The sequence below is a fragment of the Variovorax sp. EL159 genome (assembly GCF_900100965.1).
In the GTDB taxonomy this organism is placed as follows: Bacteria; Pseudomonadota; Gammaproteobacteria; order Burkholderiales; family Burkholderiaceae_C; genus Variovorax.
On record NZ_FMUJ01000006.1, the window covers coordinates 271,218 to 284,082 of the forward strand.

The window sequence follows — 12,865 nt, forward strand, 5'->3', positions numbered from 1 at the left end:
TCATTACTTGAAGCGGGCTTCGATGCCCGTGGTCATTCGTTCCAGCCACTCGAAGCTGGGCGGGTCGATCACGTCGACCAGCACGTCGGGCACCTTCACGCCGCGCGCGGCCCAGGTCTCGGGGCCCTTGGTGTCGCCGCCGGTGCGGTAGCCGTATTCGTGCGCCAGCTCGCGCAGCGCCGGGTCGTTCTCGAGCGCCGCGCCGAGCCGCGCGCCGCCCGGCGTGTAGGGCACCAGCACGTGCTTGGAGAAGACGGTGGGCTTGGGGTAGAGCAGCACCATGTCGCTCTTGAGGCGGTCGGGGTTCTTCAGCCAGAACTCGACCATCTGCGATTCGTAGGCCACCAGCAGCGGCGCCTTGCCCATGCCGAGCGCCAGGTAGTCCTCGAACGGGCCGGCCGACGACTGCTCCTGGAAGCCCTGCCGCAGGAACAGCGGCGCGACCACCGGCATGACGCGGTCCACGTCTTCCTGGCTCTGCACGATCTGCTGGCTGTTGGCCAGGTAGCTTGCGAGCGCGAGGTACATCGCGGCCGAGTTGGAGGTGCGCACGTCGGTCGAGTTGATGAGCAGCGACTTGCTGGTGGAAAAGGCGCTGCTGGCCTTCAGCTCCTTCCAGCGCGTGCCCTTCTCGATCATGGCCATCAGGCCCGGCAGGTCGACCACGTAGTAGAAGTCGCCCTGCTTCTGCGCCATGCCGTTGGCCACGAGAATTTCGGCGATGGGCCGCCAGCTGGCCAGCACGATCGGCGTGTAGAACGGGTTGAAGACGTTCGGCGCCTTGGCCAGCGTCTTCAGTTGCGCGGCGGCGGGCGCGCCCGAGGGAAAGACGAAGTCGAACTTGCTGGCGTCGTAGCGGCTGGCAATGGCGCGCGAGCCGGCCTTCTCGACGATGACGGTGATGCCCTGCGCGGCCAGCGCCTTCTGCACGCGCGGGTCGGCAAAGAAGGTCTCTTTTTCGGAGCCGATCAGGCCACGCAGCGTGACCTGTTTGTCCTGCTCGATCCGCGCGGCGGCAGCGGTGGCCGATTCATCGTGCAGGCGGGTGTTGGAATACCAGACACCGGACGCGACCGCCGCCAGCAGCACCACGGCCAGCACCGGCGCGATCAGCTTTCGAATTTCCAAATCTCATGCTCCTCACCTCCCTGTGAGCGGGAGGCGAGAAACATCCTACCGACCGAATATGACGGTTTATGACACGCCGATGTCAGCCGCGATCTCGGCGGTGATGCGCAGGAATTTCTCCATGTCGGCCACCGAGTTGCAGTGCAGCGGCGACACGCGCACGGTGCCCGCCAGGCCGAAGGATTCGAGCATGCGCTTCGAGTAGATGCTGGTCGCCACGCGCTCGTAGACCGTCACGCCGCGCTTGCCGTACTCGACCACCGCCTGCGTGCAGTCGATGCGGTCGAAGCCGATGCCCAGGATCAGGTCGCGCTTGCTCAGGTCTTCATGGTCGAGGAAGACGTTCACGCCTTTCATCTCGCGCAGGCCGGTGGCGTTGGCGGTGCCGTCCAGCAGCGTGGCGAGCAGCGCGCGTTCGTGCAGCTCGATGTGCGTGATGCCGGCCACGAACAATGCGCGGCGGTCGGTGGCGTCAGTGAAGTGCCCACCCAGCCAACACACGTAGTCGACGATCTCGGTGAGCACGGCGAACTGCCACGGCGCGGCGCTGCCCAGGTCCCAGTAGTCGGGCTTCTTGCCCGCCAGCTTGTGGTGCGGCAGCACGGCCGCGCGGTCGGACACCCACGTCAGGCCCGAGCCCCGGCAGCCGAAGAACTTGTAGGGTGCGATGTTGATGCCGTCCACCGGCGTCTTCTGCAGGTCGATCAGGCCGTGCGGTGCGTGCTGCACCGCGTCCACCACGATGTACAGGTCGGGCTTGACGGCGCGCGCGCGGCGCACGACCTCTTCGATGTCGAGCTTGGCGCCGGAGATGTTCGAGGCGTAGATCACGTTGAGCAGGCAGGTGCCCTGATCGACCAGCGCAACGATGGCATCGACATCGACGCCGCCGGTCACGGGGTTGCTCGGCGCCACGCGCAGCTCGCGGCCGAGCCGTTCGGCATAGAGGCTCATCGCGTCGAAGGCCGACGGGTGCTCCAGCACGGTCGTGACCATGTTCGTGCCCGGCACGTTCTCGGCGATGGCGCGCACCATGTCGAACATGGCGCCCGATGCGGTGAGCGAGGCGTACACGCTGCCGCCCTGCGCATTGAGGATGGTGCGCAGGTCGGCGCAGCCCTTGGCCTGGATGTCCTGCAGCTCGACGGCGGTGGCGTGGATGCGCTCGGCGTTGTCGGGAATGGCATCGACCTGCGCGAAGCGCTCGACCGCCGCCTTCAGGCGGAACGAGCCGCCGGCGTTGTCGAAGTACAGCCGCTCGCGGCCGTGATGGTCATGGTCGACCAGCAGAAAGCGCTGCTTGACCTCGCGCATCAGCACGCTCGAAAAGGCCTCGCCACGGGTACGGTTCATCAGCTTGGAAACCATCGCTCAGACGCCCTTGTTGTTGGGGTTCTTGTAGATCTCGCGCACCGCGTCCGACATCGGGAAGTTCAAGTTCGCGTTCTTCGGCGGAATCGGCGACATGAACCACTTGGTGTAGAGCTGCTCGATGGCGCCCGACTTCATGAGCCCGGCCACGGTCTGGTCGACCAGCGCCTTGAACTGCGGGTCGTCCTTGCGCAGCATGATCCCGTAGGGCTCCTGGCGCAGCGACTCCTTCAGGATCTTGTAGTCGCCCGGGTTGGTCGCGCTGGCGATCATGCCGGCGAGCTGCACGTCATCGAGCACGTAGGCGTCGGCACGGCCGGTGGACAGCAGCAGGAAGCCGTCGGAGGTGTCCTTGCCGGCGATCTCGTTCACTTCGATGGTGCCGTTCTTGCGCGCGCCGCGCAGCAGCTGGATCGAGGTGCTGCCCGAGACGGTCGCCACGTTCTTGCCGTTGAGGTCGGCGAAGGTGTTGATGCCGGAGTTCTTGCGCACCGCGGCGGTGATGTTGGTCACGAAGTGGCTGGGCGCGAAGTCGACCTGCGCCTGGCGCTGCGTGGTGTTGGTGGTGGTCGCGCAGTCGAGGTCGACCGTGCCGTTCTGCAGCAGCGGAATGCGATTGGTCGAGTTGAGCATGGTGTAGCGCACCTCGATCTTGGGCAGGCCCAGCTTGGCCTTGATGGCATCGACGATCTTCAGGCAGATGTCGTTGGTGAAGCCGATGGGCGCACTGTCGGCGCTGAGTTTGTACGAGAACGGGATCTGGCTGTCGCGCGCGCCGATCTGGACCGTGCCGCTCTCCTTGATCTTCTGCAGGGTGCCGCCGTCCTGGGCGCTGGCGGCGGCGCACGTGAGGGCAAGGGCGAATCCGAATGCGAGAGGCAGTTTGAAGTCCATGGTGTGTGTATTCCTTGGTTTGCAATGACGGTGGCCTGGCCCGGATCTTCAGCGCCTCGATGAATTTCTAAAAGCGATTTTTTGTGATCGAATTACATGAATAAAAGCATTCTTTCGACCAAGGACCGCCCACCGTGATGACCTTCAAGCAGCTCGAAGCCCTGTACTGGATCGGCCGGCTCGGCGGCTTCGCACAGGCAGCGAACCAGTTGCACACCTCGCAGTCGGCCGTGTCCAAGCGCGTGCATGAACTGGAACTGCTGTTCGACACCGAGCTGTTCGACCGCAGCCAGCGCACCGCGCGCCTGACCGAGAAGGGCGAAGAGATGTTCGTGCTCGCCAAGCGGCTGCTGGAGCAGCGCGATGCAGCCGTCGAGCAGTTCGGCAAGCCCGGCGTGGTGGAACGCCGCATCCGCATCGGCGTGACCGAGCTCACGGCCATGACATGGCTGCCCCGGCTGGTCGGACTGATCCAGCAGCACTACCCGAAGGTGATCCTCGAACCCGACGTGGACGACAGCCTGCAACTGCGCGACAAGCTGCTGGCCGACGAACTCGACCTTGTCATCGTGCCCGACACCTTTGCCGACTCGCGCCTGCCGAGCAAGGCCATCGGCCAGGTGCAGAGCGCATGGATGTGCAAGCCCGGCGTGGTGCCTGCCACCGCCGGTGCTGGCGCCGTGCGGCTGCACGAGCTGGCGCGGCACCGCATGCTGGTGCAGGGCAACAACTCGGGCACCGGCCGCGCCTACGACGCCTGGATGAAAGAGCAAGGCGTGCAGCCCGCCAACGTGATCGTGGTGAGCAACCTCGTGGCGCTGACCGGCCTCACTGTGTCGGGACTGGGCGTGAGCTACCTGCCGCGCGAGTGCCTGTCGCCGCTGGTCGCAGCGGGCATGCTCGCGGTAATCGACGTGACGCCCGCGCTGCCGGTGGTGAACTACGTGGCGATGCACAAGGGCGAGCACCGCAGCGCCCTCACCTCTTCCATCGTGATGCTGGCGCAGGAGTGCTGCGACTTCACGCGGATGTTTCAGGCGCAGGGGGAGGAAGAGGTGGTGAAGGGCTGAGCGGTGAAGAACGAGGCTAAGTCGATGTCGCTGCCAGTTCGACGATCTGCGCAACGACCTGCGCCACGGCGGCGGTCTGCGCGCCCACATCCTGGGGTGGTGGATTGGTCGCCGCCGTAGCCACGGCGAGCCGAAGCGACGGAACCAGCAAGGAAAACTGCCCACCGTAGCCCCAGGCCCACGTCGCCGGCCTGCCCGCGAGCGTTCCGGTGAACCACAGGTAGCCGTAGCCGATGTCTGCGACTGGCGGATTGCGCCATGTCGCAGGCCCGTGGCGCCGGATGCTGTCCGCCACCCAATCGGCCGGCACACACTGCGCACCGTTCCATCGGCCACCATCGACCATGAGCCAGGCCAGCTTGGCAAGGTCGCGTGTGCGCAGGCTGATGCCCGCATAGGCCGGCCAGTTGCCGGCCTTGTCACGCTGCCACGAAACGTGATCGATGCCCAGCGGCACGCACAGATCGCGCTTGGCGATGTCGGCCAGCGGCATGCCGTGCGCCCGCTCGAGGATCGGCGTCACGAGGAACACGGCGGCATCGTTGTAGGACCAACTGCCCGGCGCCTTGGCATCCGTCTTCAGGTCCATTGCATAAGCGACCGGGTCGGGCGCCGCGAACAGAGGCGTGAACTGCGTGCGCCAGTCGTAGGCGAGTCCAGTGGTGCCCGTAAGGATCTGGCGCAACGTGACGCGCAAGGCTGGAGAGGTCGGTACCTTGGACACCAGGTCGGGCAGCAACTCACCCACGGTCTGCGAAAGGCTGCCGATCTTTCCCTGCTGCAGTGCCTGGCCGACCAGCACCGAGCAGACGCTCTTGGTCGCCGAGTTGATCGCGCGCAAATCGTTGGTCGATGCCCCCGCGTAGTAACGCTCGCCCACCAGCAGGCCGTTGCGCACGACGACGATGCTACGCAGTGCAGGCACGTTGCCACCGGCGTCCAGCGCCTTCTGAAGACCTTCGCTCGCGATGCCCTGGCTCTCAGGGCTGGCGGTCTGCCAGTCGGCGCTTGAAGTTGCAAAGCCGGTCACTGGTGCGCCCAGCAGCGCACCGGTGCTTGCGACAACGAAGCTTCTTCGGGAAGGCATGGTCTGTCCTTTTTTGGGGGGCGAGAAGAAATACAGCAATCGGCGGTGCCACATCCTACTGACGCCTGTTCTTGCGGTGCACCAATGAAAACGGCCGGGCATCAGCCCGGCCGTTGTGCGTCGCGTGGCGCGAAATGCGGCGTTTACTTTGCGGCCAGCAAGGCGCGGTAGTACAGGGCGTATGCCAGCTTGCCGGGCTTGGCATCCGTCACCGGCACGCTGAGCGCCTTGAAGTCCTTCGTGCTGAAGCTTGCAAGCTTGCCCATCTGCAACGCCGTCTTCCCAGACGATCCGATGATCGTGTCACCGGGCGTCGCGATCATCAGGTTCGATGCGTCCGTGATAGCTTGCAGATAGCTGCTCGCATTGGTCAACGTGTAGGCCGAGAGCTTGAGGTTCTGCGGCGCCGCCTGCAGCCATTCGGACCAGTAGAACTCCAGGAACTCGGTGCTGTCGGCGGGCTGCTTGTAGCCGACATCGCGCGTGAAGTAGAGCAGCGCGCGGTACGGATCGTCCTGCAGACCGTTGCTCAGACCCAATTGCTGCGGCAGCTCGGCCGGCGTGATGGCACGACCGTCGGGCTGCTTGAGCCACACCGTCTTGTTCGCGCGCATGCCGCGCCAGAAGGTCGCGTTGTTCTGGCTCATGAAGTTGCCCTTCATCACCACTGGCACCTTGACGTCGGCACCACCACCGTTCGGCGCTTCCCAGAAGCTGGTGAGGGTATGGTGACCGTCCGTGAGGTACAGCACGCCGCGCGGACCGACCACCGCCGACTTCATGGCAGTGATGTCGAGGGCGTTGACGTTGCCGGTGCAGGTGAAGGTGGCGGGGTTGTTCAACACGCTGTTCGAGCTGACCGTGTTGTTGTCGACGTCGCTCAGGCCCGCTGCCTCGCAAAAGTCGGCGAACTCCTTCATCCATTCCTTCGCTACGGCGGTGTTGCGATAGCGCGCCTGCTTGTAATAGACCTGGTCATAGCCGATGGCCGGCTGCGTCGGGCGGGCGTCGCCGATGCGAATGGCCATGGGAACGTTGAAAGCCGCCGCCGCATAGGTGTTGATTACCGGCTGCACCGGCAACGCACGGCACACGCCCGAGATGTTGCTGCCCGCAGCAGCACCCGTGCTGGCGCCGGTGCCGATGTAGTACGCCGTCTGCTTGCCCACGGGCAGCAGCACGCGTCCGGCCTTCTGGCTGTCGCTCCACTGGCCGGCGACGAGGCCATTCATGCCGCTGACGGCGGAGGTCGACGCGCCGCCTATGCCGGCGTTGGCGCTGAGCTTGACGTCGGTGTCGATGGTGTCGGTCTGCAGCAGGCCGGTGCCCACCGAGACGAAGTTGCGCTGCGTGCGGCCGGTGGCGGCGCCAGTCTTGGCGTCGAGTTCGGGTTGGCTGCACAGCCATTCGCCATCGAGTGCCGTGGCGGGCAGTGCCACCGCCGCGCTCTGCAGCACCCAGGTGCCGGTGCGGAAGCTGCCGTCGGCGGCACTGGTGAATTCGTCGGCGAGCAGCATGGCCGCGCCCGATTGCGCGTTGACCATGACGCGGCCGATGCGCTGGCCGTCGATGGTCAGGGCCAGGGCACCGGGGTAGGTCTTCTGGTCGGCTTCGGCGGCGAGCTTGCCAGGCTGGCCGGCGCTGCAGTTGTCGGCATAGGCCTGGCCCACGCAGGCGCGCACGCTGCCGTCGGCCTTGATGTTCAGCTGGCCGAACTCCGCCGCAGCAGCCCCCTGCGCCACGCCTTTGGCGTTGTAGGCCGTCGTGCGCTTGATGAAGCTGTAGACACCGGCGAGCCGCGCCACGTCGGCCGCGCCCTGGTTCGACGCCGCCACCTCGCCCTGCAGCAGCGAACCGTCGGCGGCCTTGAGGTTGGGCACCTGGGCCAGCGAACCGCTGAGCAGTGCGCCGTCGACATGGAAGCGCAGGCTGAGCTTGGGCAGTGCGGCGGTGAGCGCATCGGGCACGCCCGTGCCCGCGACGGCCGCGAACTTCGTGGCGAGCAGCGAACCATCGGGCTGCGTGGCGTAGCTGGCGCTCAATGCACCGGCCAGGCCGAAGCGCGAGTCCACGAAGCGCAGCGTGAGCTGGCCGGCGGCCGGCTGGTCGAGGGTGATGGAAACGGTGTCGCCAAAGCTGGCCGTGCCCGCGTACTGCGAACCGCCCGCCAGCGGCTGGAGCGCCACGGGCGGCGTGTCGGGGTTGGCTGGGGTTCCGGGGTTACCGGCGACAGGTCCGGCGATCGGAAAGAAACCACCGCCACCACCACCGCCACCACAGGCTGCGAGCGACAGGGCCGCGAGGCCGACCAATCCCGCCATGCGCGCGCGGGTCCAATGAGAGTTCGTCATGAAGGTCCACAGAAAGGGGCTGAACACACGCCAGCGCAGGCTTGGCCCGCAACCGCCGGAAGCGGCCCGATTCTGTGAACTTAAGGTGACATTCGTGTGACGACTTGTGCAGTGTTATGAAATCGCAGTGGGCGCCCAGAGACTGTATCGAGGTTCGCAGGAGCGGAACCAGGATGGGCACGCAGCGAGTTCATTCGCAGCTCGTCAGTCCATGCGCTGCAACTGGACGTCGGTGACGGCCACGCTGCCCGAGGCCTTCGGAAACCGGAACTTCACCTGCTTGATGTGTTCGAGATCCACCGCATGCACCGCGAAGGCCTTGAGCGGCACGGCCACCATGTTCAGCAGCGGGCGCGTGGTGCCGGTGTCTGCGTAGATCGCGTCTTCTGGCGCATCGACCAAGGGGATCGAGCCGTTGGGCTTGCGTGCAACGCCATAGAGCGCGTCGCTGAAATCGCTGCCCTTCAATGCCACCGTGCGGTCCTGCGTGTCGATGATGGAGACCTCGACCTCCTGCCCGACCGGCGCCGCGACGGCGACGCGGAAGCTGAGGGTGTCGAAGCCCTTGGCCGAAAGGTCGCCAGTGTTGACGGCCATGGTCGGGCCGGGCGCATCCCACTGCAGTTGCGCCTGGTCCGTCACCGACCAGATCAGCAAGGTCTTCGGGTCGTAGCTGCGCCAGTTGTACTTCTCACCTTCCCCGAACAGGGACGCAACGGAGATGTTGGTCACGGGATCGGTGCATGCCACAGGCCTTGTCGGTGTGATCTGCGAGCCCCGGATTCCCAGAAACTGGCATTGCACCATCCGGTTGAATTTCTCGAGCACGGTCGGCAACCCGCTGGGGTTCTTCGCCATGCTGTCGGCAGTGCGAAAGCCCTGGAGCAGCTTGCGCTGCGCCGCCGGCTGATGAATGGTCAACACCACGCGTTCGTCGCAAGTGGCCTCGCCCACGGGGCATCCCGCGACGGGTGTGGGCGCCTGCCCTTTCCAGTAGGACGCGAACTGGACTTCATCGCCGACGAAGTAGCGCATGAACGATTCGATCAGGAAGGCGCCATTGCGCCGCTGGTCGGTTGCGGTCAGGCGCAGCGTTTCGATCCGTCCGGGCTGGCGGCAATAGAGAGGCGCGCTCCCGGCCGAATCGTCGCTCTCGGACCAATAGCTGTTGTAGAAATTGTGGTTCGCGCCCCGCACGACCACCTGGAACTTCGGTGCGCTCTCGTCCTGCGCGGTGTAGCGGCTGTCGTCGAAGATCTGCGCGCCCGGCATGTTGTAGACGTCGCCATCGCAGGTGGGCAACAAGGTCGCGAACGGCACATGGGTCACGCGCGACAGTTGCCTGGCATTGATCGGCGCCAACGAGAAAACCGCGCGGAGCTTGTGTGGCGCTTCGGTGCTGGACGGCAACACGATGCCGGACGATGCAAGCGCATCCGGCGAGGTCGTCAGCTCCAGCCATTTCGTGCTGTCTGCGTTGATGCTCTTCAGCGGGATCGCTTGAGCCTGCCTGAGCTTGATCCTGGCCTTGTCCAGTTCGGCCTTCTCGGCATCGAGCGTTGCCTTTGCCTGCTGCGATTCAGCCTGGCGCTGCGCCACGGTCTGGGTGAAGGCCGCGATGGAAGGCGAGTCCGCCGGCAACGCGGCCAGTGCGCTCTTTGCCTTCGCCAGTTCCGCGGCTGCCGCGTTGAAGGCAGCCGTGGCCGCATCCACGCGCTTCTGGGCCGCCGCCTGCTCGGCCGTGGCCAATGCGACCGCCATGCGAAGCTCGCGCGCCGTCTCGACGTTCTCGTAGCTGATGCCGATGCGCTGCTTGTTCAGCTCCACCGCATAGGCCACCGCTTCCGCACCACGCGAGTGCCCGAGGATGCCCACGCGATCGAGGTCCAGCTTGCCCTTGAGCCCCGCCAGTTCGATGCCATTGAAGACGCCCGTGGCATTGCCGGCGCGCAGCAGGTCGAGCGTGGTCATCAGCAACTGGCCGCGCGCCAACGCACCGGCGTCGGAGGCGTTGCCGTTGTTGAGCCCGTTGATCTTTCCGGCATCGATGGACAGCGCCACGTAGCCGTGCTCGGCCAAGCTCTTCTGCAGGTAGTCGTAGCCCTTGGCGTTGTTGAGTTCCGTCGCATCGTGCATGCCATGCAGGAACACGATCACCGGGAAGCCGCCCGATGGCGAGACCCGCACCTTCGACAGGCCCGGCGCAGCGGCGTCGCCTGTCGGGTATCTCACCGTGCCACGCAGCGGCACGGTGTAGATCACGTCCTTGTTCAGCGCATCGGACACCGCGGTGGTGCCGAGCCGGTAGACCACCTGCTCGGAAGCCACGAAGCTGCCCTTTTCACCGAAGGGCACGGTGGACGAATACCGGGTGATCTCGGAAGGGTCGGTCGGGTTCGGCATGACCGTGACCGGTGCCGTCGGTTCGGGCTCTGCGGGTGGCGCTGCGGCTTCGGCCGCGCTGGCAGGTGGTGGCGAAGGTGCCGGGGGCATCGCGGCAATGGGCAGGGCGCCGCCCCCGCCACCGCCGCCACCACATCCGCCCAACAAGGCCAACACCAGAAAGAACGCGCACGCCTTCGGCATGCGCTTCGCGCATCTGACATTCATTTTTCTCTCCCTGACTCTCTCGATGCACAACGAGAGCGCGCCGTTCACGTAGCAACCGTCGCGCTCCTGCGAGTGTCTGGATGTCCGGGAGTTGTGCGTTACCGCGGGCTGCGGCTCGATGGCCTGCCCGTCTGCTGATGAACTCCTCCCTCGCAACCGACGCAGCACCGTCGCACTATCTGTGCCAAGGCTTGCGGTCGTTCTTCCTGCAAGGAGGGGGCTTCAGTCGGGGCTGCCGAGGCGGGGCGTTTCGGGGTGCAGCCGGCGCAGCGCCAGCGAGAGCTTCATGGCGAGGTCGCGCGCACCGGGCTCCCCGCGGGCCAGGGCGGCCAGCGCTTTTTCGTAGTCGTCGGTGAGCTGTTGCCACAGCTCGAAATCAGCGCCCAGACCGTCGGCGTCCTTGTCCATCTGCGCTCCTGTCTCCGTGTCCTCCGCCCTGCGTTCGGCAGTTTGACTGATTTTTCGCACGAGCGTGAGAACTTTAGGTTTGCCGGGTGCCGCGCGTCCATGGATAAGGGCCCGCGCACCTCGGCATCGAGGGTCATCGGCATCGCGCCACCTTGGTGAAAATACATTTCAACAATTGCCGAATTTGCGTCAATATTGGCGAAATTCCGTGATTTCAGACCAAATCCAAGGAGATTAAGAAAAAACATTTCATTTCAGGTCTTCCGCGCGGGTGGCTCCTTTCCCGCGAAAAACGCGCCCTGCCCCGCGCCGCCAATCCACCGCCAGAGGCGCCACAGGCGCCCTCTTCCTCCGGTTCCCACCGTCGCAAGACGTCCATCAGAAAGTGCACATGACCATCACCGTGACACGCCAGGATGCCCGCTACAACACCTTGAAAAAGGGCTTCAACCTGCGATGGCCTGCGACGGAATCGGATGCGGCTTCGCGCATCGAGTTGGCCGAAAGCGCCGGCGATGCCGCCACCGCGTTGCAGCGCATCGTCGATGCGGGCCTTCGGCCCACGCTGCGCAGCGGCGGCCATTGCTATGAAGACTTCGTCTCGAACAACCCCGACGGCGCGATCCTCGACCTGAGCCTGCTCACCCAGGCCAGCGCCGATACCGCCAGGACCGACGGGCGCTTCCGCATCGGCCCCGGCATGCAGAACTGGAACGAATACCTCGAGCTGTACAAGCGCAGCAACGTCACGCTGCCCGGCGGCTCCTGCTACTCGGTGGGCGCGGGCGGACACATCTGCGGCGGCGGCTACGGCCTCTTGTCGCGCCTGCAGGGCCTGACGGTCGACTGGCTCTCCGCGGTGGACATCCTGACAGTCGACAGCCGCGGCAAGGTCGTGCCGCGCACCGTGGACGCGAGCCACGAGCCCGAGCTGTTTCGCGCCTGCCGCGGCGCGGGTGGCGGCAACTTCGGCGCGATCACCAGCTATGTGTTCGACACCTTGCCGCAGGCGCCACGCGAAGTGGCGCTTGCGGTGGTCGCATTCGACTGGGCCACCATGACGCCCGAGCGCTTCACCGCATTGCTCACCACCTATGGCGAGTACTGGGCAACGCGCGGCAAGTCACCGGACACCTGGGGCATGTTCTCGCTGCTCAAGCTCACGCACCGCTCGTCGGGCCAGATCGTGATGCTCACGCAGTTCTGCAACCCCGACGGCACCTGCAACGACCTGACGGTGCTCAACGAATTCCTCGACCGCTTCAAGGCCTGCGCGCCGGTGCCTGCCAAGGGCCGCGCGCCCGGCGTGGGCCCGGCCCCGCAGCGCGATGCGGGGCAGTTGCTGTGCTCCAAGCCGCACACCGTGACGCGCTACGACTGGCTCACGGCCACGCAGTACCTGAACGGCTCGGGCGACAACCAGCGCGGCAAGTACAAGTCGTCCTACATGAAGCAGAACTTCAGCGCCCGCGAGGCGCAGCGCATCTACACGCACCTGACGCGCGTCATGCCCGGTGTCGATCTGAGCCAGTCGCTGGTGCAGGTGGACTCGTATGGCGGCGCCATCAACAAGCCCGAGCGCATCAACGACACGGCGGTGCCGCAGCGCGCGTCGATCATGAAGCTGCAGTACCAGACCTACTGGCGCAGCGCCGCCGACGATGCCGGCCACCTGCGCTGGATCAGCGACTTCTACCGCGACGTGTACGGCACGCCCGATGTGCCCGAGCGCTACGCCGGCACGCCCTACCCCGGCGAGCGCTACGAAGGCTGCTACATCAACTACCCCGACAACGACATGCTGGCCTACCCGTTCTGGTCGCAGCTCTACTACGGAGACCGGGGGCTCTATGGCTTCCTGCAGAAAGTGAAGCGCCGGTACGACCCGAACAACATCTTTCACCACGCCATGTCGGTGCGGCCCTGAGCCAGAGGACGAGAGGAAC

Annotated in this window: 9 protein-coding genes; 2 read left to right on the forward strand and 7 right to left on the reverse strand. The window is 65.7% G+C overall.

The window, feature by feature from the left end:
- Window positions 1-3 precede the first annotated feature (3 nt).
- The 3 genes from BLQ28_RS25240 to BLQ28_RS25250 all read right to left on the reverse strand — a co-directional run bounded on the left by BLQ28_RS25240 (window position 4) and on the right by BLQ28_RS25250 (window position 3,393).
- Window positions 4-1,128 (reverse strand): hypothetical protein, encoded by a 1,125-nt coding sequence (locus BLQ28_RS25240; protein WP_093245988.1) that lies wholly within the window; start codon window positions 1,126-1,128, stop codon window positions 4-6.
- A gap of 66 nt (window positions 1,129-1,194) precedes the next feature.
- A complete protein-coding gene (locus BLQ28_RS25245; RefSeq protein WP_093246178.1) occupies window positions 1,195-2,481 on the reverse strand; it encodes an aminotransferase class V-fold PLP-dependent enzyme in 1,287 nt (428 codons plus the stop codon).
- An 18-nt stretch (window positions 2,482-2,499) separates the two neighbouring features.
- Complete coding sequence (locus BLQ28_RS25250) at window positions 2,500-3,393, reverse strand: amino acid ABC transporter substrate-binding protein (RefSeq protein ID WP_093245990.1); 894 nt, start codon at window positions 3,391-3,393, stop codon at window positions 2,500-2,502.
- A gap of 137 nt (window positions 3,394-3,530) precedes the next feature.
- On the opposite strand from BLQ28_RS25250, the gene BLQ28_RS25255 reads away from it, so the two are divergent.
- A complete protein-coding gene (locus tag BLQ28_RS25255) occupies window positions 3,531-4,463 on the forward strand; it encodes a LysR family transcriptional regulator (RefSeq protein WP_093245991.1) in 933 nt (310 codons plus the stop codon).
- Window positions 4,464-4,479: 16 nt separating this feature from the next.
- On the opposite strand, the gene BLQ28_RS25260 is transcribed toward BLQ28_RS25255, so the two are convergent.
- The 4 genes from BLQ28_RS25260 to BLQ28_RS25280 all read right to left on the reverse strand — a co-directional run bounded on the left by BLQ28_RS25260 (window position 4,480) and on the right by BLQ28_RS25280 (window position 10,919).
- A complete protein-coding gene (locus BLQ28_RS25260; protein ID WP_176801221.1) occupies window positions 4,480-5,550 on the reverse strand; it encodes a serine hydrolase domain-containing protein in 1,071 nt (356 codons plus the stop codon).
- Window positions 5,551-5,693: 143 nt separating this feature from the next.
- The gene (locus BLQ28_RS25265) at window positions 5,694-7,901 is read right to left on the reverse strand and encodes a ParB/Srx family N-terminal domain-containing protein (RefSeq protein ID WP_143012572.1); all 2,208 of its coding nucleotides are present in this window, start codon (window positions 7,899-7,901) and stop codon (window positions 5,694-5,696) included.
- 204 nt (window positions 7,902-8,105) lie between these two features.
- Window positions 8,106-10,511: an alpha/beta hydrolase gene (locus BLQ28_RS25270; protein WP_143012573.1), complete on the reverse strand. Its 2,406-nt coding sequence runs from the start codon at window positions 10,509-10,511 to the stop codon at window positions 8,106-8,108.
- A 222-nt stretch (window positions 10,512-10,733) separates the two neighbouring features.
- A complete protein-coding gene (locus BLQ28_RS25280; RefSeq protein ID WP_093245999.1) occupies window positions 10,734-10,919 on the reverse strand; it encodes a hypothetical protein in 186 nt (61 codons plus the stop codon).
- Between the two features lie 391 nt (window positions 10,920-11,310).
- Between BLQ28_RS25280 and BLQ28_RS25285 the strand changes: the two genes are divergently transcribed.
- Window positions 11,311-12,846 (forward strand): FAD-binding oxidoreductase, encoded by a 1,536-nt coding sequence (locus BLQ28_RS25285; RefSeq protein ID WP_093246001.1) that lies wholly within the window; start codon window positions 11,311-11,313, stop codon window positions 12,844-12,846.
- The last annotated feature ends 19 nt before the right edge of the window (window positions 12,847-12,865 follow it).